Origin of the sequence: Legionella drancourtii LLAP12, from assembly GCF_000162755.2 — a bacterium.
In the GTDB taxonomy this organism is placed as follows: Bacteria; Pseudomonadota; Gammaproteobacteria; order Legionellales; family Legionellaceae; genus Legionella; species Legionella drancourtii.
On record NZ_JH413801.1, the window covers coordinates 145,552 to 169,241 of the forward strand.

The window sequence follows — 23,690 nt, forward strand, 5'->3', positions numbered from 1 at the left end:
AAGGCTAAATAAGTTTTGGCACTCACATCCTGGATCAGGCGTAGTTCGGAGCCGCTGTTCATTAATTGGTGGCTTGAATGATAGGGGGGCCTTTGATTTAGGTAATATGATAAATAATGATCTTTACCTACGGCAAGATCATAGGTTGAAATCCAGTCAGTGATTGCCAATGCCAATTTCATTTTTTCAGGCATTGTAATGTCAGGAACAGTATTGCCAACGAAATTTACAAACCCTAATATTGCTTTTTTATTTACTAAGTTATTAAGATTATAACGTGCTTGCAAATCATAAAGGCCGCCACTTAAGGTTACAGAGGGGTAGATGCCAGTCATTGTTTGCGGATATTGGCTCACCATACCTTGTGTGTCCCGTTTAGCAAAGCGTTTTTTGCCATCATTTAATTCCCCCATTCCCCAAAAGGCTACGGCTTGTGCAGCCAAATACAGTTTATCGTGGACTATAATCAGTCGCGTACGATAGATGTCTACCTGCACTTTTGTGCTCATTGCCGTAGCGACTATAGCCACCAGGGTCATAATAAATAGAGCTGTTAGCAGGGCGCCACCACGGTGTTTTTTATTAATTTGTGGCATAAAGTGCCTCAGGTATCGTGAAGAGTAAATTGATTTCGCCCTGGTCGCGTAGGGTTAAATTAACTTGTACAGCTTTAGGTAAGGACTCTTTATTTTGATTTTGGTTTACTGCATCAGCACGCCATTCAGGAAATACCTGTACGTTTTGATTTAAATAGCCAAAATGACAATCAGTCAAATTATCAATCAGCAATTTATTCGCATGCTTGTTTCTATCGACAGGATCCAGGCTGTCCCAGGTTCTACGTATCAACGCACCTTCCTGGCAGACAAAGGCGATGCGCTTAAGCGTGCTGCGTTTTTCAATGCTGCCAGGATTGACATCCCCATCGCGGGTAAATTCCATATAATCTGCACGACCTACAAAAATAGGAAATAAGCGCATGTCATTACCACGAATAGCACGTTCGGCTGTTTGACTAATGTCTTGCTGCAGCAGACTAATTGCCAGCTGCAAAGTAGTCATTCGTTCACTTTGCTCATTAACACGAGTTCGCGTATTAAAGGCGTAATATAAGGTAGATGAGGTAATTGAGGCCAAGATAGCGAATACGGTCAAGGCGATTAGAATTTCAATAAGGGTGAATCCTTTAAATTTTCTCATGGCACATACCTGAATGCGTGCAGTTCTTCTCTAAACGGCCCAGCTTTTTCAGTGCTGACTGAAATAGTAATGAGCTGGATGGATTTTTGCGGCGTTGCACTGACTCTGGCTCTCCAAAACCAATGCTCGCCCAGCATAGTCGTATCTTGAGTTGTTTCCTGACTTGAATTAATTTGTAATAAACCTAATTGCACCATGGCCACGCCTTGCATGGCAACCCAATGACTGACCGTTTTTTGTTTAATGCGCTGTGTATTTTCTACATTTTGGGCAAGCGCTTTAAGTAGGGCTGTTAAGGCAATGGCAATAATAGCCAGCGCTAATAAAACCTCAATTAAGGTAAAACCTGTTTGTAATTTTTTGCCATAAGCGCGTTTAAGTATCATTGAGCATCAATCACTTTAAATTGTAAATTACCATTACGACTGCCGACGAGCACCGCTAATTTATTTTCTTTATTACTGCCAAAGCTTAAGGTAAATGGGGTTAGGTCTCCAGATGCATTAATTATGATTGATGGGGTTCCTGTTTTGGGATGGCTATCGGTATTTAGGGTGATGAATGTATTTTTGGGAAAGTACGTCATTTTAAAAATCCCTTTATTGGATATGGGCTGCCATTGAGCATTGTCTTGTAATTGCAGGATTTGGTAGCTGGTATTATCAATGCGCAATCCCAGAGTGCTGGTCTCTAAAATAGCTTGTTGTTGGGCAAGGCGTAGAGTACTTGTTAATTGCTCAGCAGAAAATAAAATGCGCTTGCTTTCACCAAAATCGCCAAACGCGATTAAGGCAAAACCAACGGTTATGCCAATAATCACGATGACAATCATAATTTCAATTAGGGTAAAGCCCCGGTTATTTCTCATCCCAGTTACCAATTTCCGCATTAATTCCGGTACCACCGGGTTGTCCTTCAGCACCATAGGTGAAGACATCGACATCACCATGTTGTCCAGGGTTTAAGTAAAGGTAATCTCTGCCCCAAGGATCTTTAGGCAATGATTTCAGGTATTGTTTCCAATTATTGGGAATGGGGTTCGATGATGGTTTTTCTACCAGTGCCATTAAGCCTTGGTCCGTACTTGGGTAGGTACCATTATCTAATTTATATAAATCCAGGGCGTTTTGTATGGCCAGCACGTCTTGCTTTGCTTTGACTTTACGTGCTTCATCAGGACGTCCCATAATTTTAGGTACCACGATGGAGGCGAGAATACCTAAAATAACAACGACTACCATAATTTCAATTAATGAAAAGCCTTTTTGTTTGTTCATTTATACTCCCGTTATTAAAAAAATATTTTTATTCTTATCTTCTTAGCTTAATGTCATCCGGGATAAAAAATCGTGACCGAGCATATCCTCTCTTGTTCCTCAGCCTAAACGGAGCGGGGCTAGGTTTTACTCGATTTTTTATCCTGAATTCACGTTAACTTATCAATTGCTCCATCGAAAAAATGGGTAATAAAGTCGCTAAAACAATGAATAAAACAATAGCCCCCATGAATAAAATTACCAAAGGTTCCAATAAAGTTAATGAGGTATCGATTAATCGCTTCACCTCATTATCTAAATGACTGGCAGCACGCCCCATCATGGCTGAGAGTTGCCCGCTTTTTTCACCGCTCGCGATTAAGTGAATAGCCATAGGGCTAATATAACCGGTTTCTTTCAGTGCTTCACTAATTCCTGAACCCTCTCTTACTTTCACTGTTGCTGTATCAAAAGCCTGGCGCATCACGACGTTTGTAACCAGACTGGCTGAAACGCGCATGGTTTCTAACACGCTGACTCCGGCGGCAAACAGAATACCGAAGGTATGAATATAACGCGCAACGTTAATTGTTTTTACTAAATAAGAAATGATGGGTACTTTCAATAACAGGCGATGCCAGGCGGTTTTAATTTTTATATTATTTAGGCTCTTTTTAAACGCCATCACGGCAAGAATAATACCCAGCAGAGCATAGAGACCATAAGACTTCACGAAGTTACTAATATTAATTAATATTTCAGTCATTTCCGGTAAGGTTTGGCCGCTACTGGTAAATACTTCGATAATCTTAGGTACCACAAAGCTTAATAAAAACGAGATGATGCCTGTTGAAACAAGAATCATCAGAATAGGATAAATTAATGCTTGTTGCACTTTTTGCCTGGTTTGTTGCTGATTTTCAGTATAATCAGCTAATTTTTCCAAAACGGCATCAAGATGTCCTGTTTGTTCACCAGAACCTACTGTAGCGCGATATAATTCAGGAAATGCTTGAGCGTATTGTGACATGGCTTGTGCCAGACCATAGCCTTCTAATACCTTAGCACGTACACCAATAATTAACTCGCGAACTTTATCTTTTTCAGTTTGCTCACTAACCCCTCGCAAGGATTCTTCAACTGGAATACCGGCGGCAAGCAGGGTCGCTAATTGGCGTGTAAACAAAGAAAGATCGGCCGCGGATATTTTCCCTTTCCCTTTGCTACTGCTTCCAACACGTTGTTGGTTCAGTACCTGTATTTGGGTAGGAATTAATCCTTGATCACGCAATAGTTGACGAGCATGGCGTTCGGAATCTGCTTCCAGAACTCCCTTGCTGGTACTGCCATTTTTTTTAAGCGCTTGGTATTGGAATGCACCCATTTTTTTTATGGTTTTGAGTAAAACTATAGAGTCTAATCTATTGGGTTTAATAAGTCACTTAAGGTATAGTATGTTCATACTATCTTGGAGAGCCATAAATGAATAAAAATAAAGTGCTTGATGCAATTAAGGAACATGATGCCAAATTTATTGATCTGAGATTTACTGACATCCGTGGAAAAGAGCAACATATTACAATTCCTGTTTCAGCAGTGGATAATGATTTTATTGAAAATGGGAAGATGATCGATGGCTCTTCATTTAAAGGATGGCAAAAAATTCATCAGTCAGATCTGGCGTTAATGCCTGATTTGGATACCATTAAATTTGATCCATTTTTCCAAGATAATACTTTGTTTTTACGTTGCAATGTGGTCGATCCAAAAACAATGATGGGCTATGAGCGTTGTCCACGATCCTTAGCGCAACGCGCTGAAGCTTACTTAAAATCAACCGGTATTGCTGATACGGTGTATTTTGGACCAGAGCCTGAATTTTTTATCTTTGATAATGTTCAATGGCATACGGATATTTCTGGGTCTTTTTATAAAGTCGATTCAGAAGAAGCCGTGTGGAATTCAGGTAAAGAAATTGAGGGTGGGAATATTGGCCATCGTCCGCCACTAAAAGGGGGATATTTTCCTGTTCCTCCAGTAGATTCATCACATGATATTCGTTCAGCAATTTGTCTGACTCTTGAATCTTTGGGAACCGTTGTTGAAGCACATCACCATGAGGTAGCTACAGCGAACCAATGTGAGATCGCTACTCGTTTTGAATCATTAACGAATAAAGCTGATGCGATGCAAATTTTAAAATATGTGATTCACAACGTCACTCATAATTACGGAAAAACAGCAACTTTTATGCCTAAGCCTTTGGTTGGCGATAACGGCAGCGGTATGCATTGCCACCAATCTTTATCTAAAGACGGCGTGAATTTATTCTCTGGTGATCAATATGCCGGTCTTTCTGAAACCGCAATTTATTACATTGGCGGTATTATTAAGCATGCACGTGCATTAAATGCCTTTACGAACCCATCAACCAACAGTTACAAGCGTTTGGTTCCTGGTTTTGAAGCGCCAGTATTATTGGCTTATTCTGCAAGAAACCGTTCTGCGGCAATTCGTATACCGCATGTGAATAATCCCAAAGCCCGTCGCATTGAAGTGCGCTTCCCAGATCCTACAGCAAACCCATACCTTGCTTTCTCGGCCATGATGATGGCTGGTTTAGACGGTATTCAAAAGAAAATTAATCCTGGGCAGGCAATGGATAAAGATCTTTATGATTTACCACCTGAGGAGTTAGTTGAAGTACCAACCGTTTGTTCTTCTTTAGAGCAAGCGATGGAACATCTGCGTGCTGATCATGAGTTTTTAATGCAAGGTGATGTATTTACTAAAGATTTTATTAATAATTACATTGCAATGAAAGAAGAAGAAATAACGAAAATCAGAAGTTTAACTCACCCTTATGAGTTTGAGTTATATTACAGTCTTTAATGGGCTGTATTTATATTTCTACTTTCTTAGAGGCCGCTAGATTGAGCCCAAATAAGTTGTTTTTTGAGCTCCGACGTGGAGTATGCCTCAAGTATGTGTGCATCAGAGCACAGAAAATCGACTCATTTTGGCCAAGACAGTAGAAATGTCAGGAATAGGTGATGAATAAACTGTGTATTGCACTGTCATTAATGATGGTAATTTGCATATCCTATGCAGATATTTACAAATGGGTCGACAGCCAAGGAAATGTTCATTTCAGTGACACGCCACATCCAGGCGCTGAGAAATTGAACATTCCCGATGCACAAACTTATTCACCTCCTGTTCCTCAATCTACAGAACCTGAAAAATTGACGCCCGCTAATCCCGATGCGTATAAACCTACTTATACAAAAGTTGCAATTACACAACCTGATAATGAAGCGACAATTCGCAATAACCAGGGTTCTATTGCAGTAACTGCCGAGATTGAACCTGATTTATTTCCTGGCGATAAAGTACAATTGATTTTTGATGGTTCGCCTTTAGGAGAACCACAAACGAATTTACTGTTCCAGTTAAGCGGTATTTACCGTGGATCGCATACCATTGCGGTGCAAGTTATTGATGCGGATGGGGGGGCAGTGGAGACTAGTGAGCCGATTACTGTTTTTATGTTTCGTCCTCGTGTAGGTATGGGAGCTAATGGCAAATAGGTTGAGCCTTATTTATCGATGTGAAACAATTAATTAGGTATTAACAATGTTAATTTTATTATCACCAGCAAAAAAATTATTAAAAACATTAAAGCCTTATTCGGGTATAACATCGCAGTATTCATTCTTTGATAAAACCAATACCTTAGTGAAGCTGATGAAGTCTAAGTCAGTTGCTGACATTGCCGCTTTAATGGATTTATCTCAAGAGCTGGCAACCTTGAATTATGAACGTTACCAGGATTTTGCGCTTGATGGGCATTCCTCCCACGCATATCCTGCCTTATTTTTATTCCAAGGGGATGTTTATCAAGGATTACAGGCCAAAAGCTGGGATCAAAATACAGTAACTTATTCCCAAGCACACCTGCGAATTTTATCTGGTCTTTATGGTTTATTAAAACCCTTAGACAGCATTCAGCCTTATCGATTAGAAATGGGAGTACGCTTGGAAAATCCTTGTGGTAAAAACCTCTATGATTTTTGGCAGGAAACCATCACGCACGAATTAAATCAACAATTAGACACACAAAAAAATCCTGTGCTTATTAATCTTGCTTCTACCGAATATTTTAAAGCGGTTGCTGAGAAGAAATTAAATCATCCCATCGTGACGGTTAATTTTTATGAGCGTAAGGATGGTCAAGTTAAAATGATTGGGATTTACGCAAAAAAAGCGCGCGGCGTGATGGCAAAGTTTATGATGCAAAATCAAGTGGATGATGTAGAGCAACTCAAGAAATTTCAAGAGTTAGGTTATGAGTTTCACCCCTCGACCTCTTCTGACACGCATCTTGATTTTATTCGAGGTAAATAATTTCAATGTGGAATTTATCCAGCCGTGTACATCAGCTTAATCACTTTCCCAATCAGGATGTTACCTGTTATGCGAAAAGAGATGATGAATTAGGCTGTGGTATTAGTGGCTCCAAATTACGTAAATACTCCAGCCTCATGCCCTTCCTTCTGGAGCAAGGTATCCAGCACTTAATTATTATTGGTGGCCCACAATCGAATAATTTACTTGCTGCCTTGCAGTTAGCTCGTGAATTTAATTTTAAAGTAACGGCCTTTCTTATTAAGCCTTGGAAATTAGAATTACAAGGTAATTTTAAACTCAGTAGCCTCTTTTTGGCGGAGCACGAAATTGTTTGGGTGGCGCGCGCGGATTGGTGTCAGGTTAATGCGTTGGCGCAGAATTATCTGAATACCTTAAGGGAACCGGGATTTGTTCTGGCTGAAGGGGCTAGTGTTCCAGAGGCGATGCGTGGTGCAATGAGTCTGGCTGAAGATGTCGTCGTTAACGAGCAACTTTTAGATTTTACGTTTCAACATATTTTTATCGATGCGGGAACCGGTTTTTCGGCTGCGGCATTGATTAAGGGTTTAGCCTTGTTAAATCATCAGGCTCAAATTCATGTACTTTTATTAGCAGATGATGAAAAAACGTTTAATCAGAAATTAGACTTATGGCTTGATTTGGCGCCAAGGAATTATGATTGTTTTTATCCGACTACGGCTAAGGCTTTTGGCTCCGTTAATCAGACAATTAAAGCAGAAATCGGGCGTTTGGCTCGTGAAGAGGGAATTTTGGCTGATCCTATTTATGCCGCGAAGTTGTTTTATGAGGCCAGGCGCTATATTGAAGAAAAACAGTTAACGGGTAAGGTGTTGATTATTCATTCAGGCGGTACGTTAACGATGCCTAATTTTGATTTTTAATAAATGGCCGATTAAGCCGAGACACACAGCAAATTGTTTGTCTTGTTCCTTGCCAGCCATTTTCGCTATTCTAAGATTATAGAAATAGAGGACATTGTAAAAAGCATACCCGTAACAATACGGATATGCTTGCTTAGACGTTTTTTTAAAGACGTTTCGGTTTATGGATGCTCTGTTAGGTTGAGTAGGGGCAGTCTTGGTTGAGCTTGAACGTACCATGATGCTTCATCAAGACTGCTTTCAATCAACCGCGCTTGCTCCCATTGATTCGAATACCGTGTTCATTCGTATCAGCATAACCATGACCAAAGATTTTATTCATGATATAAGCAATTTCCTCCAAAGAATCACTGAATTCTTTTTGGTTTTGCATTTCATTAAAACGTTGTGCTAATTCCTCTTTGGTGGTCAATGTATAAGTATTAATGTCATCAATAATCGTGGCAATAGCCGCATTTAAGCGTGAATGCTTTTGCTTTCTGGAAAAAAAAGATGTGTCTTTAGGTGTGTTTTTTAGATGAAAACTTAATAAGATCTTTGCCTTTTTAATAACAGGGGACTGCTCTTTGATGTCGGCTAAAATTTTATCCTTAATCTCATTAATTTGCTCTAAAGAGTCGCTGAGTTCTTTGGTGTCTTTCATGCACTCAAAACAATGCGCTAACTCTTCCGCTGTCGTTAATTTGTAATTATCAATATCGCAAATAACTTTTAGCAAAGTAGCGTGTAAGTGTTTATTCCTTTTAGAATGATTAAATAATGATTTTTCTTTGTATACTTGGAGTTGTTGATTTAAGATTAATTTGGCTTTGTTTATAAGCGGATCATTCAGTTGTTCGATGGACGCAATTAGTTCATCATAGTAGGCATCATAAAGATCCGGTAAAATATGTCCTGGGATTTCATTAGGAAGGTGGTTCTTGGAGCCTAAGATATCATTTGTAATTTTAGGATTATATTTTTTTGCTAAATGATAGAGGTGGACGAAGCTCGGCCAGTTTTTTTGCTTATTAGCTACTAACAAATAATCACTCAAAAGTTTTGTATTGAGCTTCAGAGGAGAGGCAGGACTTCTGCCAATATAATCGATTATCAAACATTTATCATAACTAACAGCATAATTAAAGGCTGGTTTCAGGTTCTTGATGAGTTGTTTTTGATTATCGGGATGGGTTATTGAGCCGCATAAATAGGCAAAGATTTCGCGTTGTCCCTCTCGTGCTGTGCACCATAAAGATAGCGTTAGGTCAGTCATTTGTGATTCATTTAGTAGAGGGAGATTTTGTAAGTCAATCAGATATTTTGCTATTGCGGTTCTTTTTTTACCAATAGCAATTTTTAGTCCCTCTATAATCTTACGACGCTCGAATTGATTATTTTCAGTTAAGTATTTGATAATATTAAAATATCCAAGTCTGATGGCTGCTTTAAAAGGTTTTGCTAGTTCCCTGGCGCTCGGTCTAGGAAAGTCTTCTATATTGCACAGTTGTTCAATTATCGCTAAATGTCCATTTTCAGCCGCTCTAATTAGAGCTTTATTTCTGCCATCGATTGTTGGTTTAATCTCCAGAGAAAAACAATAATCCACCAAGTTAATATGCCCATGCGCTGCGCTTCCACTCAATGCACAATCAAGTACATTAGCATTTATCTGAATAAGGTTTTCAGCTGCCGAAATAGTCTTCATTAACAAATCCATTTGCCCCGTTGTTGCAGCTGCTCTTAAGGCTTGGGCGAATATACTAGTTTGTGACGATGCTTGCTTCAGGGCCTTTTCCAGCAGTTCTCTAATTATTTGTTTCTCTTGGTTGCAAATAATGGACCAGCATAAAGGGTTCCACTTTAATGCAGTGCCGAAGGAGGTTTGCTTAAACAATTGATCAAGTATCGACTGATGTTTATTCTTTCTTAACCAATCTAAAATAGTTAGCCCATAATGATCTACTTTGCACAGAGCCGTATGATCCAATTGTTCCAATAGGTCTTCCTTACCTTCCTTAGCTAAAGAAAATAATTCGAGGTATCTTTTAGTTAATTGGCTTCGGTCTAAATAATAAGTTCGCCAAAAGGCCGCATGGGGGGAGTATTCGCCTATTGGGGAGGATAGAGGGGGAAAAAAGGTATTGAGTTTCTGTTGCCAAAACGTTTTATCTTTGGCAATGAAGTCTCTAAATTGGGTGTTTGTTTTTGCTAATTGTTGGATGTCTTCTATAGAGCAATAACCTAAAATTTTATACCACAGTTCATCTGATAGAGAACTTAATAAATCAATTTGGTTTTCGCTATTATCACTAGCCGCTAAGTAATCCTGTTCTTTACGGCGCTTCTGCTTTATACGGGGAGTACGTGTCATTTTTAGTTTGCTCTATTAAAGACCAGTAATGTAATTTTTAATTAATTCTTGGCCATGTTGATTAAAAATATTTATTTTCATTTGTTTGTTTCTACTCTAAACGATCAAATATTAACCATTTTGTCTTGATATGTGAATACACTATTTTTGAAAGTAATTTATTCCAATATGGAAATTATTCGTATTGGCCCCTGCTATTTTGAGTTCTGGTGCTTTTAAACAGTCTTTAAATTTAACCGCTGGATAAGAGATGGAGTAAGAGCTGACGGCCATTAAGCTAATGATTTTATGCTTTAAATTTCTCCGAACATGTCATCCCCACGCAAGCGGGGATCTATTCCTACATCGGCTCAAAAGCCAATTTATCGATGTGCGCACATAGGCTTCAAGTTAAGGAGATTAATCTTGTTTATTCTCGATCTATTCGGGCTGAGGAAGTGCTTTAGCATAAATTCTCTTCAGCCTGATCGGCTCTGGATGGAATTTATGGGCTTTTTTCCTTAAAGTTGGAGCAACTCGTCGAATACATCTTTTTGCAAAAAATACCACGTCAATGATCGATATACTTCCAGATGATTTCATTATGGTCTTTTAGTTGAATATTTGCGCATAAAAATATATTATTACGAACTATTCTAAAGAAACTTACCTAAAAGGAGACTGTACTATGAAAATTTGTGCACAAGCGGAGCATGAAAAAAAAAGCCAATTAGAAAGTATTGTACTTAATGGTGCGTACTATGTTAACCCTGTTGTTGGTATTGCTTCATCAACAGCCCTAACCTTATTTTCACCTCACAAAGTTCGCCATGAATGGATAATCATTACCACTTCTAGCGGCTCAATATTTTGCATAGAATTTGCCAGGTCAGAACAATCAAGGCCTGAAATAGTTATATCTCATCATCAAAGTGAAAAAAGTGCTAACGATGCTGGGGCGAGTGGGATTGGAAATGGAAGTTACCATACTGTTCGGGAAAAAAGACAGACTAAAGACCGAACTCTTGAGGACGTTATTAATCATCTTCATGGGCTTGATCAGGATTACAATGTTGTGTTTAATAATTGCCAATATCTGGCTTCTGAGTTGTACTCTGAATTCGCCGATATAAAGATTAGAGATTTAATGCTTGATCAGCAGAAGAGATATAATACGCCTGGGTTTTCCAGAGGTATCGATAACAGTGTAAGTGTGACTTGCACTCTAAGTTAGTGATTTAGTCATTGGCCGCGCAGCGAAATCCGGGCTCGGCACCACATACCCAGGTCTCGCCGTGCTGCATCTTGGCTACGATCCCACTTTTTTCGGAGTGAGGAATTTTTGCTTTGACCAACTTACTCCCTATAAGCTAGTTTTTCATGGACTCTCTTCATATCAATCGATTTTTGCCATTTTGAAATAATCAATGCAGCAATGGCATTACCAATCATATTGGTTAATGAGCGCCCTGAAGACATAAAGCGATCTACCCCTAGAATGATAACCACTCCTGCCACGGGAATTGTACCTAATGCAGCTAAAGAACTAGCCAGTACAATAAAGCCACTACCTGTAACTCCCGCAGCGCCTTTTGAACTGATAATCATGATGATTAATAAAAAGATTTGTTGATGAAGGGTTAAATCAGAATTTGTTGCCTGGGCAATAAATAAAGCTGCTAGTGTAAGATAAATCGCTGTTCCGTCTAAATTGAAGGAATAACCCGTTGGTATCACCAAGTCCGCCACCGATTTATCACAGCCTAAGTCAGTTAATTTTTCTAGTAAATTGGGCATTACTGTTTCAGAAGACGATGTGGCAAAAACAATAAAAATTTCATCTTTGAAATACTGAATCACTTTGAATATATTTAAGCCTAAATAAAAATAGAGGACGCTGCCAAGTACGACGACGATAAATACGACGCAGGTTAAATAAAAACAAACGAGTAACGCGCTTAGTTCAAGTAAAGAATGGGCGCCATATTGACCCACGGTATAGGCCATAGCCGCAAAAGCTGCCATTGGTGCGTAATACATCATCACATGAATTATTTTAAAAAATATTTTTGTTAGATGCTCAAAGCCTTCTAAGATAAATTTCCCTTTACTGCCATAGGACATTAAACCTAATGCAAAGATGATGGCCACAAACAATACTTGCAGAATTTCTCCATTAACGAAGGCGCTAAAAAAGGTTTCTGGAATAATATTTAGAACAAACTCTTGAATATTTTTTATCTGTCCAGTTTTACCAAGGTATGATTGTGCTGCGGATACATCTAATGAAGATGGGTCAATATTCATCCCACGGCCAGGTTGAAAGGTATTCGCAACAATCAACCCCAAAGCTAAAGCACACGTGGTGGTAATTAAAAAATAAATGAGTGACATACCACCAATTTTACCCACTGTTTTTAAGTCACTCATTGCCGCGATACCTGAAACAAGCGTCAAAAAAATGATGGGGGTTATCATCATTTTTATGAGCTTAATGAATAAATCCGCAAAGGGTTTAAATGAGATCGCTAATGTTGGCGCTACAATACCTAGAATAATACCAATAACAATTCCTGCAATAACCTGAACATACAGTTGCTTAAAAAATTTCATAATGAATCCAATTCGTTACCTGCAATGGTGGCTATTATCAGTATTCCGGCATAGCACAATAATTTCATTCACTTAGTTAAGGACGTTGGCGATTATATACGGTTGTACTGTTTTGACAAAATAACTATGTGATTTAAAATTAATCAGCTGGTCTTTTATGAATGCTCGAAATCTGGTTTTGCCGCAACAAGTTGTCCGATTGGATAAGATCTGCAATTTGTATAGAAATGGTTAACGATACTTAATTTAAAGTAGTGTCATTTTAAGCAGGAGATTATTTTGATGTTGATTAGATGGTATTTGGCCTACTCATTCAGCAGAAGCTACGTTAAATCCCCCCTCATCTTTTAAATGAGGGGGGCATAACTTAACATTTTTTAAAAGATTTCGGTGATTTTTTTTGTACATTTTGCTGTCACTACTACATCTCACATGACCAGATTAGTCTCCATTTCTATGTCCAACTCTTGTGATTTTTTCTGTTTTTGTGGTGTTTGCGCAAGGAAACTATGCTTAAGCAAACTCTCGTTGGTCTTGCATTCCTCAACAGGCTCTCTCCAGGATGCAGGAACCAGTGTAGTGGGTTTTTGCATGACGCTTTCAGGTAGTTGCGGGATGGGTTCTCTATTGGGATTGAGCTTACGTTCTTCCTCTTCAATTACTTTCAGTTGCGCTGCAGAAAGTGGTTGCAAAGTTCCTTGGTAAAAGAGAGAGAATCCTCTGAGTTTGATCACCAAAAGTAAAGCACTCCATATGCTGCTTAACTCGGTGTAGCCATGCTGGGTGGGCGCGTTGTTGGTTGCTTGGAGCTGAGAAGGTGAAAGGATATTAATCTTGCTCAGTTGTGTGCGGTAATAAATTTTCTGATCTTTACCTAAAATAATCAATGGCTGCGGTTGGCGGTAGTTTTGATCGATATCCGGCAGGTACTCTAGCCCGCCATATTCTTTTTGTTTGGGAATTTTTCCTCCCTGAAATACATAATGCAGATCAGTAAGCGAAGATTTCATCCCCGCCAGGCAGGCCAGATGATTAAAATAATTTTGCGGACTGTCAAAATCACCATCCCCGCCTGCCGCAATAGGTGGCGAATTGACATCAGGAGTAGGATCATAGGGCTTGCGTGTATAAACAGTTACTCGATTTAGTTCATCATGCAGATTATTCACCAAGATGCCGCCCAGCGTGCCAAAGCGTTCGGGTAAGACAGCGCGTAAATCGCCAATAAATGCCCCATGTCCTGCGGCAAAATGGTCTGTATAATAGTGAAAACAAAAAAATTCCATGCTTAATGACAAGGCTTGATAACGGTATGCTACGTCTTGAATAAACTGCGGACTCATGCCTTCGGGAGTATTTTTTAAGATTTCGCGCACCGTGTTAAATTCATCAAGCTCTGATTGATGTTCGGGGTTTTGCAGTAATTGAGTTAATTCATAAGCAATACGGGCGTAATTTAGCGCAATATAATGGCCTATGGTATAAGCACGCACCGACCACGGAGTGAAATGCGAGAGATTGCGCGTCAGCATTTCCCCATAATTTTTTACGCGGAGTGCGAACATTAATTGTTGGGTGTAGGCATTAAGCGTTTCGAAAAAGGGGATGTATTTAGCGCCATCAATCGTATAGATAGTGTCTATATCGCGTTGAGTTACTTCGGGATTTGCCAGTCTTTTGTAAGAGTTGATCAGCTTTTGAGCCTCTGGGGTGGATACGGGCAGTTTGATTAAGTAAGCACCTAAATTCTCGTAAGTGTTCTCGCGGTTATAACGCATGTGGTTTTTGGTAAATTGAATGTTGGTAGGTAAATCAAAATCTACTTCTTTACCACCAAAATAGTCACCAGACATGGCAACAATCACACCAGCAGGTAGCTTATTCAGATTAATTTGCTGAGGCAGGCCGTTTTTACCAATTCCTTGTAAATCCAAAAGTAGGACGCCTTGTTCATCAAAATTGATATAAGGATTGCCCTTGAGAATATCCCATCCCTCAAAACGTACGGCATTACCTAATTCAGTGTGTTCTGTTGTATCCATAGAGCTTGCTCCTTGTTTTTTATTACAATTACTCAACGTTATAAAATTATGTCGCCAACAGGTGTTCTTCAGGGCTGTTGTTTACTTCAGAAACATCATTGCAGAGCGGACAGTTTTATATGAATAACAAATGCAATTTTTATACCGTAATTTTCAAGAGTGTGGTGATTGAGCGTGCTCTGAGTAGTTAGATAACCTGTTAAGAAGAGAGTAAAATTTAAAGAAGAGGTGAATAATGAACAATTTATTAGGACAAGGCTATATTTTAACTATCAGAAATCGCTACAATTTCTGATGCTAAATTTCAGGTTTAATAGCTATCAAGCTGCGAATGGGAGCAAATTGCCCCCATCAATTTGGGGAACAACACATTAAACCTGTGCCTGTGCTGAGTTATTTGAATTATCTGCCGAAGTATACGTATCCTTGGAAAATTCACTGGGAATCCAGCCTGTCAACAGCGTGCCACGATATAGGAGTTGGCACAAAAAGACCGCTTTACATAGGTCATTACTGTCATAGGATGAGCATTGGGCACTCTCAAAGAGCATGGTAATAGCAAGCCCCATTTGAGCCGCAGAAATACCTGCTTGGAGCAAATGCATCGCTTTTTCAGATATATGTGTATCTGAACGAAAAAATGAGTATGTTGAAATAGCCACTTGCGCTAATTTTGTGGGGATCATTGCTGCTGGAGTAAATGTTTCAAGACTAGAGCTGATTACTTCTGTGGCCGCATTGCTTCGTTGAGCATTGCGATGTCCAGTCGAGGAGCCAAACGGGGCACGCGCGCTTATGGTGGTCTTGATAGCAGCGATAGCATTATTAAAAAAATCAGACATAGAAAATCCTTATAATTAAAACAGAGCTAATTTAAACTATGATAAAAAACAATAGCATAGGAAAAAGTTAATTGATAGGCATGGCGGCTGAAATGCGGGCAGATTATCTACACTGCTAATGGTTGTATTTTTATTGGTTTTTTTGAGTGGTAAATGCACCTATTAGTTTATTATTATGTTCTAATAGGCTTCGAATATTTGTCAGAGTACATTAATGCCTCATGGGCTCGATATACCATCCAAAAGTAAAGAAGAAATGGAAGAGCTAGTAGAGCTTTTTGCATTGGTTGTAGATAGTATGGTTAATAAAAGTGAAGTACTTTCTGAGCCGGTCAGTTTATTTCAGGGAGAAACAATACCTTCCATTTCTATAAAGGCTTATTTAAGTCGATATGTTGAGTTCCTTTTTCTTGATGAAGTAGCTTTAATTGTAATGCTGATTTACTTGGACAGGTATATCAGGAAAAATCCTGAGCATCTTATAACGTCTTTTAGTATTCATCGACTTATAGCATCTATCCTCCAGGTAGCACATAAGGTCTATTTTGATGAGAATGGTGATCTTCGTCATCCATATGCCGAGATTGCCGGATTAAGTGGTAAGGACATGAATGAATTAGAGGTAACGCTACTGTTCGCTCTTCGGTTCGATCTATTTGTTGGGCCGAAAACTTACCTAGAATACAAAGAAAATTTAGTTGCTTGGGCACGAGAGCAGATGCGTATTCAAAATAGGGCAAAGCCTTATCCAATATCTATTACTGAAGATGATTTGGCTATGCAAAGACCGGTGGAAAATAATTCTCAGGACCTTTTGCCTGTTAATCCACCTACTCCAATTACACAAAACTACATGGAATCTGAGGAACAAGCGGTCAATTCAGCTTTAATCTTATCAAAAAATTCTGTTGCTGCCACTAAAGAGTCAGAGAATAAAATGCCAGTTAGTGATGATTCCAGTTCATCCTATAACCCTAGATTTTTGTCTCCTACGGTAAATGCTTCAAAATCACCACAAGCTAAATGTAAAACTAAAATGTCATGTCAGATATTATAAAAATCAAATAGAGGAATGGCGAGTCATTCAGTTTTATTGTAGGAATAGAGTTCTAATTGGTAAGAATTCTTTAAACGAAGCCTATGAAAAAATTTAGCAATATGATAAACATTACTTATGTAAAGGAAAAATAAACATATTTAATAAAATTACTGCAATTTGTTTTTCAACGCGTTGGCGGATTTTTAGAATATGGATATTAAGAATACACGGAGGAATTTTTCTATGCCTAAGTTTTTTGCTCTTCCACCAGAGGTTAAACAAAGACTTGTTGCTTATTTTGATGGTAAACCCGTAGGTACAAAAATAAAATATGGGTTTACCGTGCATGGGAACTACATCTTAAAAAACTCTTATATTAAATTAGAAAAGGATGTTTATGCTTTGGGGCGTGGCAAACAAGCGATTGTAGGCACAGGTGCTTTTGGAAAAGTTAAATACATTCAATCATTATCTAGCAATAGCCTTTATGTCGTAAAAATGCTGTACTATAAAGGTTTAGAGCGTGAGTTAAATAATTTACAGAATGAACTAAGTGCGCTTTACGATTTAGGTTTATATCGCGATGAGGGAACAAGAGCGCGCCAACTTACTAATAAACAATACATTGTGATGTTGGATGCAGGAATGTCCTTAGATAAATGCATTAATCCTAAATTAAATAATGCTGAACGCTATGATTTAGCAATAAAGTTGTGTTGGTCTGTTCATAATTTACACTGTGGCAATGCCTCAAGAACAGGCACTAGTTATGCGCATCGAGATATTAAACCATGGAATATTGCAATTAAAGGCGATGTCGTACGGCTAATTGATCTAGGAATCTGCCAGGTTAATCCTGAGCAACTTCCTGAAACTCTTCATGGTGCGCCTGTTTATTTACCGAACATAAATACTTTTTTAAACCAGGAAATCACGTTAAAGCAATTAGATGTCTTGGCTTTAAAACGCGTGATCTATATGCCTGATAAAATGCTTTGCTTTAAGGGATATGTGGAGGATATCTCAGATCGTTATTTTGGTATTTTCCCCCAGGTTTTATTGCATGCCTCTGGACTTGCCGCGTATTTTGATACCTCGGCAACATCAAAAACTCAAAGGGTTTTGTCTGAGCAGGATTTTCAAGGTAATCCACTCATGTTTGCAAGTTTATTAGTACTAAGTCGTTATGGTTTAATGGAACAATATGCAGCAAAGATGAAAAGTACTACCTTAGCTCATGCTGTAGTGGGTCTTTATTTTGCTAATCAAGGCATTTCAGAAGCGCGTGCTGCATCCCAAATTTCATCCATAATTAATGCTTATGTACTTCGTAAAGTAGTACATCAATATGAATTGTTGGCCGAACGAACCAAGTTGTTGGCTTCTCTGGTAGCGACTGGAATTATAAATAATTTGTATGAAGCTTTAGAGAACAAGACATTAATCTCTTTAATTAAAATGCCTTCAGTATTGATACAGCGTGCCGCAGCCTTATTATGGCAAAATGGTTTTCATGATGATTCACTGTTGATTTCGCTGAATGGTAATGATGAGGTGGCACAAAGTGTGATTAAATTAATATTCGATGGTGATTTGCATGGGGTTAAAAAAGTATTATTACCTGCGGGGCCTTCAAATAGTAGAAAACCATTAGGAGGTAAACGCCTGAGCTTACCTATTATTCCTCAGGCTAAAACGAAAGATAAGGAGTTTAAGTTTAAATCAGAGCGGGCTTTAGCTCCCAGAGATAAAGACACATCAGCCAGAGATAAAATATCTGAAAGACTACCATCTTTGTTTTTTGCTTTTCCCAAAAAAATAAAAAACCATATGCTAATCTCGTTGAGCATTCATACAAAAAGCCGATTTAAAAGTCGAGAACCCTTTTCATTGCAAAAAGGCAAGCCCTTTAAGAATCGTTCCTTCACCTTTTTCTGAACGTATGCAAGTAGGGTACTCATGTGGGAAAATATATTGAGAAGGGCGGGAGGTTCGTTTAGCTTCATATGCAATTTATTAACTAATGAAAAAAAATGACGCAGATTATTTACTAGAAAAGCAAAATATTTCTGCTCAATATATTCAACCTTTATTAAATGAACTTAATACGCTTTTATTTTCTCAAAAAGAGATAATTCAGGTTTTTGATACATTAGTTAAGCTCGCAAATGGTGTCTATTTTTTAATTGGAGCTAAAAATGATCTACCCAATATTTTCAAAAATCGCACACTTAATCGATTTATAAAGGTATTAAACGATCAGTGTGTTTTATTATCCTCTGAGGATTTAAAATTAAATAATCTTCAGGACATTCTGTTTCACAATCAGGATGTAGGACGTTTTATTCCTCCGATTATCACTGTTTCATATATTGGTTCAGTAAAGAAGCTTGAATTCCAGGATGAACTCTTAAATAATAATAGGATGTATATTTCTTATGTCACGGTATCTTCGCAAGCGGTGCTTCCATTATCTGCATTAGTTTTTTTGCCTATTCCTAGCGATAATGATCTACTCAAATGCAGTAATCCTCGTTTACAAAACATACACATAGCTCAAGCCCCAGATCTTATGGATTCTTGTTTTCTTCAATATAAGCTAGTGAGTCAATTTAATTATTTAGACCCAAGCAGAAAAAATATGTTTCACTGTTTAAAAATTTTAGATAATAAATGTGAAGATCTGGGGCGGCGCGGTTTTAAAAAGGAACGTGATAGGTTGCAACTTTTGAAAGAGGAAATTGATAAAAAAATGAATGCTTTTGAAAAAAAAACTTATAAGCCCCGATTGCGATCAGTATACAGAAATCCGTAAGTTTAAAATTGATAGTTATAATATGTTTATACAGGCAAGAGAATCCTTAAATCAACATCGTGGTTATAATCATTTGATCGCGGAATTTTTGCTTATACAGCTTACTTGTGGATTTTATTTCGCAGCAATGGTGGCTAACAAAAGCACAAATAATCGGTATACTTTTTTTCCTACAGATACGTATAAAAAATTAGTGCAGGCAGAACAGGAACTAAATGATTATGTTGATGTACTCGCAATGCATCTTCGGACTTAGTATAAAATATGGCTATTAATATTTTCTTAATGTTTACGGTTTATTATGACCTTTTAGCAAATTTTAAGGTCCGAAATGATAAGCCATTTATCTACAAAAGCAGAGGTGCTTGCGGCGGTTCGAAGAGATGGTCTCGCTCTGCAACATGCTTCTAAAAAATTGCAACAAGACCAAGATGTTGCACTTGCTGCTATTCAACAAAATCATGAAGCTTTTAAATTTATATCGCCACAATTGCAAGATGATAAAAATTTTGTGCTTGCAGCAGTGAAAAAAAATGGTCTTGTACTACAACAAGTTTCTGAACAATTCCAACAAGATCAAGATATCGCACTTGCCGCTATCGAAGAAAATCACAAAGCCTTTGAATTTATATCACCTCAATTGCAACATGATAAAGATTTTGTGCATGAAGCCGCGAAAAAAAATGGTTTAGTACTGCGATTTGTACCGGAAGAATTGCAACACGAAAGAACGATTGTACTCGCTGCTGTCCGCAACAATGGTTGGGCTCTTCTATCTGCTTTGAAGCACTTTAAATGCGATAAAGAAGTAGCGCTTGCTGCAGTGAATTCTGTTGGTTTAATACTGCGGCATGTATCCAAAGAATTGCAAGAGGATGATGAGATTGGATTAGCTGCTGTGCAAGAAAATGCGCTCACACTGCAATTTGCATCGGCACGATTGCAAAATGATAAGAAGGTTGTACTTGCTGCTGTGCGACAAGATGGTTTGGCACTGCAATTTGCCTCGGCACAATTGCAAAATGATAAAGAGGTTGTACTTGAAGCTGTGCAACAAAATGGTTTCGCACTGGAGCACGCCTCACAAAAATTACAACAGGATAAAAAGAGGTGGTGTTTGCTGCCCTGCAACAGAATAAAAATGCATACGAAGTAGCTTCAGAGACTGCTATTAAAAGTATATTGCATTATTCCTATGTATGCTTGGATTCCATGACTAGGAGGCATGCATTTAAGGTGTCATCAGCCGAACATGGATTAAAAGGTGATCTCTTAAAAACTAAAATCTTATTAGATTTTCGCATATCGTTAATGAACATAACCGATCTTGAGCACTTTGACTTGGTTATTAAGCGTTTTGAACAATCTAAGGATTACACTATTCTTAAAACAGGGCAGGGATTGATTACTCGTTTTTTCAATTTAGAAACCTCTTCAGTGCGTGCGGTTAAAGAAATTATTGCTGAAGTGAGGCAAGAAATCCAACAAAAACCTAATCATGGTTTGCATGCATAAAATGATTAACTACCAATAATCATAGCAACCATTTAGGGGCTGTTGACATTTCTACTATCTTGGCCAGAATGAGTTGATTTTCTGTGCTCCGATGCTCACATACTTATAATGTATGCTCCGCTTCGGTGCTCAAAAATCAACTCATTCTGGCTCAATCTAGCGAAATGTCAACAGCCCCTAGTCTTATAAATCTAAGTAAAAAAACATCCATCCCCCTTGAAATTACTCAATTCACCCCTATATGTCATAAATCATTAAGAAAAAATAAGTTACATAATAGGAGATTGGTTCTATGGTCAGTAAGCAGCAAACAATGGGCTTTCAAACAGAAGTGAAGCAAATGTTGCATTTGGTGGTGCATTCACTCTATAGCAACAAGGAAATCTTTTTAAGAGAGTTAATTTCTAATGCTTCCGATGCTTTGGATAAATTAAGATTTTTAGCTTTATCAGACAGCGCCTTGCTTGAAAATGATTCTGATTTAAAGATTACTATTCAGGTGAATGAAAAGCACCGAACTATCACTATTGCTGATAACGGCATTGGCTTAAATTGGGATGAAGCAGTTGCTAATTTAGGTACTATTGCTAAATCCGGTACTAAAGAATTCATGAGCCAACTAACGGGCGAGAATGCTAAAGATTCACAGTTGATTGGACAATTTGGTGTGGGTTTTTATTCAGCGTTTATTGTTGCGGATAAAGTTACTGTAAAAAGCCGACGTGCTGGGATGAAACCCGAAGAAGGTATTGTTTGGGAATCAAAAGGGGATGGTGAATTCTCTATTGGTTATGAAAAAAAAGCGACTCGCGGTACCGAAATTACATTACGCATTAAATCTGAAGATGATGAGTTCCTTAGTGATTGGCGTATTCGTAACATCATTAGCAAATATTCAGATCATATTTGCTGGCCAATCGAGATGAAGAAAAAAGCTGAAGACGATAAAGAGTCTAACGAATTTGAAACCGTCAATAAGGCAACTGCGTTATGGACTATGCAAAAATCTGAAATTTCTGATGAGGAGTATAAATTACTCTATAAACACATCTCTCATGACTATCAAGACCCCTTAATTTGGTCACATAATCATGTGGAAGGAAAACACGATTACATCTCCTTGCTTTATATTCCAGCTCACGCGCCTTACGATATGTGGCAGCATGAGGCGAAGCATGGTTTAAAATTGTATGTGAAACGCGTATTTATTATGGATGATGCAACGCAATTTTTACCCCGCTATTTACGTTTTGTTAAGGGTATTGTTGATGCCAGCGATTTACCATTGAACGTATCGCGTGAAATTCTACAGGATAACAAACAAGTAGAAAGTATTCGTTCGGCATGTACTAAACGTATTCTCGCTATGCTTGAAAAAATGAATACGCAGGATAAAGAAACATACCAGAAATTCTGGAATGAATTTGGTTTAGTTTTAAAAGAGGGTATTGTTGAAGATGTTACCAATAAAGAGGCGATTGCTAAGTTGTTGCGTTTTGCTACGACCAAATCTGCTTCTGAGAAGCAAGAAGTAACTCTTGATGAATACCTTAGTCGCATGCAAGAAGGTCAGGACAAGATTTATTACATTACTGCGTCAAGCTACAATGCAGCGAAGCACAGTCCTCATTTGGAAATATTCAATAAGAAGGGCATCGAAGTATTATTACTCAGCGATAGAATCGATGAATGGTTAGTCGGTTATATGAGTGAATATGAAGGTAAAAAACTGCAATCAATTTCTAAAGGTAAAGTTGAGTTAGGTGATGAGCCTACAGAGCAAATCAAAGAACAAGAAAAAACGCTTGAACCGATGTTGAACCATATTAAGAAAGTTTTGGATACTAAAGTTAAAGATGTATTACTCACGAATCGTTTGACTGATTCACCCGCATGTATTGTGGCTGATGAACAGGATATGAATTTGGAAATGCAACGTATTTTGCAAGCCGCAGGGCAGCAAGTTCCTTTGAGTAAGCCTGTATTTGAAATAAATCCAGAACATGCCTTAATCAAGCGCTTACACGATATTCAAGACGATAGTTTATTCGAGTTATGGGTAACCATGTTATTCGAACAGGCTGTTTTAGCTGAGGGTGGGCAATTGGATAATCCAGCTGATTTTATTAATCGTGTAAATAAGCTTTTAGTTTTATCTTAGATTAGGTGTATATCCTCTCCCTTTAGGGCTATCGGCGTCAAGCCAAGCCTTATTTCTATGTTCCGCGGCTTGTCCGCGGAATCCAATGGTTTGGTTCTGTCGCAAAAATATTTTTAGACCACGAACGGGTTTATTTTGGGCGAGTTTAGGCCGCCAGTCCATAGAACTGTTCAAAAATAGTTTGATTGGCCGATTGGGTATACTGCCCTTTTTTGAGCAGATGATGTAATTAAATGTCAGATAACGTAGCATCGGCAGAGTGAACTGCTTTAAATCCCTTCATTACTGCTACAGATCTGCATAAATCTTCTGGAACAATACTGCGCAGATAGTTAAGCAACAAAGCCACTTCCCCATAAAAAATATCCCTTATTATTTTTTTCCTTTCAGTAACATTAGTTATGAGGCAACTAGCGATCATTATGTATAAATGTTGTATAATTTAGTTGTTTTATATTACCAGGTTTAACTCATGAGTTATGAAATAAATGTAGCTAAAATAACGAAAAAAAAAACAACTAGAGCAATTTAAACTAGGAAAAACAGTTACGCTAGTTACTCCT

Annotated in this window: 21 protein-coding genes and 1 pseudogene; 12 read left to right on the top strand and 10 right to left on the bottom strand. The window is 38.2% G+C overall.

Going from position 1 to position 23,690, the window contains the following annotated elements:
• From LDG_RS03115 to lspF, 6 genes and pseudogenes are all read right to left on the bottom strand, one after another.
• Nucleotides 1-596 (bottom strand): annotated as a pseudogene (locus LDG_RS03115) (type II secretion system protein GspK); the annotation flags it as partial.
• On the bottom strand, nt 583-1,200 hold the full coding sequence (gene lspJ / locus LDG_RS03120) for a GspJ family T2SS minor pseudopilin variant LspJ (RefSeq protein ID WP_006869679.1): 618 nt from the start codon (nt 1,198-1,200) through the stop codon (nt 583-585). The gene lspJ and the pseudogene LDG_RS03115, both read right to left, overlap by 14 nt.
• Nucleotides 1,197-1,586 carry a GspI family T2SS minor pseudopilin variant LspI gene (gene lspI, locus LDG_RS03125; RefSeq protein WP_006869680.1) on the bottom strand — a complete coding sequence of 130 codons (390 nt, stop codon included), beginning with the start codon at nt 1,584-1,586 and terminating at the stop codon, nt 1,197-1,199. The genes lspJ and lspI overlap by 4 nt, the downstream gene beginning before the upstream one ends.
• A complete protein-coding gene (gene gspH / locus LDG_RS03130; protein ID WP_040534281.1) occupies nt 1,583-2,068 on the bottom strand; it encodes a type II secretion system minor pseudopilin GspH in 486 nt (161 codons plus the stop codon). The genes lspI and gspH overlap by 4 nt, the downstream gene beginning before the upstream one ends.
• The gene (lspG, locus tag LDG_RS03135) at nt 2,058-2,477 is read right to left on the bottom strand and encodes a GspG family T2SS major pseudopilin variant LspG (RefSeq protein WP_006869682.1); all 420 of its coding nucleotides are present in this window, start codon (nt 2,475-2,477) and stop codon (nt 2,058-2,060) included. The genes gspH and lspG overlap by 11 nt, the downstream gene beginning before the upstream one ends.
• A 154-nt stretch (nt 2,478-2,631) precedes the next feature.
• Complete coding sequence (gene lspF, locus LDG_RS03140) at nt 2,632-3,840, bottom strand: GspF family T2SS innner membrane protein variant LspF (protein ID WP_006869683.1); 1,209 nt, start codon at nt 3,838-3,840, stop codon at nt 2,632-2,634.
• Nucleotides 3,841-3,938: 98 nt separating this feature from the next.
• Between lspF and glnA the strand changes: the two genes are divergently transcribed.
• The 4 genes from glnA to LDG_RS03160 all read left to right on the top strand — a co-directional run bounded on the left by glnA (nt 3,939) and on the right by LDG_RS03160 (nt 7,768).
• Nucleotides 3,939-5,348 (top strand): type I glutamate--ammonia ligase, encoded by a 1,410-nt coding sequence (gene glnA, locus LDG_RS03145; RefSeq protein WP_006869684.1) that lies wholly within the window; start codon nt 3,939-3,941, stop codon nt 5,346-5,348.
• A gap of 161 nt (nt 5,349-5,509) precedes the next feature.
• Entirely contained in the window at nt 5,510-6,046 is a 537-nt protein-coding gene (locus LDG_RS03150; RefSeq protein ID WP_006869685.1) for a DUF4124 domain-containing protein, read from the top strand.
• 46 nt (nt 6,047-6,092) lie between these two features.
• Nucleotides 6,093-6,863, top strand: coding sequence for a peroxide stress protein YaaA (gene yaaA, locus LDG_RS03155; protein ID WP_006869686.1), 771 nt, complete (start codon nt 6,093-6,095; stop codon nt 6,861-6,863).
• Between the two features lie 5 nt (nt 6,864-6,868).
• Nucleotides 6,869-7,768, top strand: coding sequence for a 1-aminocyclopropane-1-carboxylate deaminase/D-cysteine desulfhydrase (locus tag LDG_RS03160; RefSeq protein WP_006869687.1), 900 nt, complete (start codon nt 6,869-6,871; stop codon nt 7,766-7,768).
• 244 nt (nt 7,769-8,012) lie between these two features.
• On the opposite strand, the gene LDG_RS03165 is transcribed toward LDG_RS03160, so the two are convergent.
• Nucleotides 8,013-10,121, bottom strand: a complete 2,109-nt coding sequence (locus LDG_RS03165) for an F-box protein (RefSeq protein WP_006869688.1) — start codon at nt 10,119-10,121, stop codon at nt 8,013-8,015.
• Nucleotides 10,122-10,788: 667 nt separating this feature from the next.
• Between LDG_RS03165 and LDG_RS03170 the strand changes: the two genes are divergently transcribed.
• Entirely contained in the window at nt 10,789-11,334 is a 546-nt protein-coding gene (locus LDG_RS03170) for a hypothetical protein (protein ID WP_006869690.1), read from the top strand.
• A gap of 122 nt (nt 11,335-11,456) precedes the next feature.
• On the opposite strand, the gene dctA is transcribed toward LDG_RS03170, so the two are convergent.
• From dctA to LDG_RS03185, 3 genes are all read right to left on the bottom strand, one after another.
• Nucleotides 11,457-12,713: a C4-dicarboxylate transporter DctA gene (dctA, locus tag LDG_RS03175; protein ID WP_006869692.1), complete on the bottom strand. Its 1,257-nt coding sequence runs from the start codon at nt 12,711-12,713 to the stop codon at nt 11,457-11,459.
• Between the two features lie 428 nt (nt 12,714-13,141).
• Nucleotides 13,142-14,755 (bottom strand): hypothetical protein, encoded by a 1,614-nt coding sequence (locus LDG_RS03180; protein WP_006869694.1) that lies wholly within the window; start codon nt 14,753-14,755, stop codon nt 13,142-13,144.
• Between the two features lie 371 nt (nt 14,756-15,126).
• A complete protein-coding gene (locus LDG_RS03185) occupies nt 15,127-15,597 on the bottom strand; it encodes a hypothetical protein (protein ID WP_006869696.1) in 471 nt (156 codons plus the stop codon).
• Between the two features lie 214 nt (nt 15,598-15,811).
• Here LDG_RS03185 and LDG_RS03190 point away from each other — a divergent pair, with 214 nt between their 5' ends.
• The 7 genes from LDG_RS03190 (at nt 15,812) to htpG (ending at nt 23,127) form a co-directional block, all read left to right on the top strand.
• On the top strand, nt 15,812-16,654 hold the full coding sequence (locus tag LDG_RS03190) for a cyclin family putative virulence effector (RefSeq protein ID WP_006869697.1): 843 nt from the start codon (nt 15,812-15,814) through the stop codon (nt 16,652-16,654).
• Nucleotides 16,655-16,879: 225 nt separating this feature from the next.
• Complete coding sequence (locus LDG_RS03195; RefSeq protein ID WP_006869698.1) at nt 16,880-18,574, top strand: protein kinase domain-containing protein; 1,695 nt, start codon at nt 16,880-16,882, stop codon at nt 18,572-18,574.
• Between the two features lie 85 nt (nt 18,575-18,659).
• On the top strand, nt 18,660-19,451 hold the full coding sequence (locus LDG_RS03200) for a hypothetical protein (protein WP_006869699.1): 792 nt from the start codon (nt 18,660-18,662) through the stop codon (nt 19,449-19,451).
• Nucleotides 19,452-19,473: 22 nt separating this feature from the next.
• Nucleotides 19,474-19,707 (top strand): hypothetical protein, encoded by a 234-nt coding sequence (locus LDG_RS03205; protein WP_006869700.1) that lies wholly within the window; start codon nt 19,474-19,476, stop codon nt 19,705-19,707.
• A 75-nt stretch (nt 19,708-19,782) separates the two neighbouring features.
• Nucleotides 19,783-20,607: a DUF4116 domain-containing protein gene (locus tag LDG_RS03210; protein ID WP_006869701.1), complete on the top strand. Its 825-nt coding sequence runs from the start codon at nt 19,783-19,785 to the stop codon at nt 20,605-20,607.
• Nucleotides 20,608-20,663: 56 nt separating this feature from the next.
• Nucleotides 20,664-20,966, top strand: coding sequence for a hypothetical protein (locus tag LDG_RS03215; RefSeq protein ID WP_083821369.1), 303 nt, complete (start codon nt 20,664-20,666; stop codon nt 20,964-20,966).
• Between the two features lie 292 nt (nt 20,967-21,258).
• Nucleotides 21,259-23,127 (top strand): molecular chaperone HtpG, encoded by a 1,869-nt coding sequence (htpG, locus tag LDG_RS03220; RefSeq protein ID WP_006869703.1) that lies wholly within the window; start codon nt 21,259-21,261, stop codon nt 23,125-23,127.
• The last annotated feature ends 563 nt before the right edge of the window (nt 23,128-23,690 follow it).

Bases quoted from the DNA above. Each gene is read 5' to 3' on its own strand.
- LDG_RS03190 (WP_006869697.1), top strand. From the start codon at position 15,812: ATGCCTCATGGGCTCGATATACCATCCAAAAGTAAAGAAGAAATGGAA.
- glnA (WP_006869684.1), top strand. From the start codon at position 3,939: ATGAATAAAAATAAAGTGCTTGATGCAATTAAGGAACATGATGCCAAA.
- lspF (WP_006869683.1), bottom strand. From the start codon at position 3,840: ATGGGTGCATTCCAATACCAAGCGCTTAAAAAAAATGGCAGTACCAGC.
- htpG (WP_006869703.1), top strand. From the start codon at position 21,259: ATGGTCAGTAAGCAGCAAACAATGGGCTTTCAAACAGAAGTGAAGCAA.
- LDG_RS03160 (WP_006869687.1), top strand. From the start codon at position 6,869: ATGTGGAATTTATCCAGCCGTGTACATCAGCTTAATCACTTTCCCAAT.
- lspJ (WP_006869679.1), bottom strand. From the start codon at position 1,200: ATGAGAAAATTTAAAGGATTCACCCTTATTGAAATTCTAATCGCCTTG.
- LDG_RS03215 (WP_083821369.1), top strand. From the start codon at position 20,664: ATGACTAGGAGGCATGCATTTAAGGTGTCATCAGCCGAACATGGATTA.
- lspI (WP_006869680.1), bottom strand. From the start codon at position 1,586: ATGATACTTAAACGCGCTTATGGCAAAAAATTACAAACAGGTTTTACC.
- LDG_RS03165 (WP_006869688.1), bottom strand. From the start codon at position 10,121: ATGACACGTACTCCCCGTATAAAGCAGAAGCGCCGTAAAGAACAGGAT.
- LDG_RS03170 (WP_006869690.1), top strand. From the start codon at position 10,789: ATGAAAATTTGTGCACAAGCGGAGCATGAAAAAAAAAGCCAATTAGAA.
- gspH (WP_040534281.1), bottom strand. From the start codon at position 2,068: ATGAGAAATAACCGGGGCTTTACCCTAATTGAAATTATGATTGTCATC.
- LDG_RS03180 (WP_006869694.1), bottom strand. From the start codon at position 14,755: ATGGATACAACAGAACACACTGAATTAGGTAATGCCGTACGTTTTGAG.
- LDG_RS03150 (WP_006869685.1), top strand. From the start codon at position 5,510: ATGAATAAACTGTGTATTGCACTGTCATTAATGATGGTAATTTGCATA.
- LDG_RS03185 (WP_006869696.1), bottom strand. From the start codon at position 15,597: ATGTCTGATTTTTTTAATAATGCTATCGCTGCTATCAAGACCACCATA.
- LDG_RS03195 (WP_006869698.1), top strand. From the start codon at position 16,880: ATGCCTAAGTTTTTTGCTCTTCCACCAGAGGTTAAACAAAGACTTGTT.
- lspG (WP_006869682.1), bottom strand. From the start codon at position 2,477: ATGAACAAACAAAAAGGCTTTTCATTAATTGAAATTATGGTAGTCGTT.
- yaaA (WP_006869686.1), top strand. From the start codon at position 6,093: ATGTTAATTTTATTATCACCAGCAAAAAAATTATTAAAAACATTAAAG.
- LDG_RS03210 (WP_006869701.1), top strand. From the start codon at position 19,783: ATGATAAGCCATTTATCTACAAAAGCAGAGGTGCTTGCGGCGGTTCGA.
- LDG_RS03205 (WP_006869700.1), top strand. From the start codon at position 19,474: ATGTTTATACAGGCAAGAGAATCCTTAAATCAACATCGTGGTTATAAT.
- LDG_RS03200 (WP_006869699.1), top strand. From the start codon at position 18,660: ATGAAAAAAAATGACGCAGATTATTTACTAGAAAAGCAAAATATTTCT.
- dctA (WP_006869692.1), bottom strand. From the start codon at position 12,713: ATGAAATTTTTTAAGCAACTGTATGTTCAGGTTATTGCAGGAATTGTT.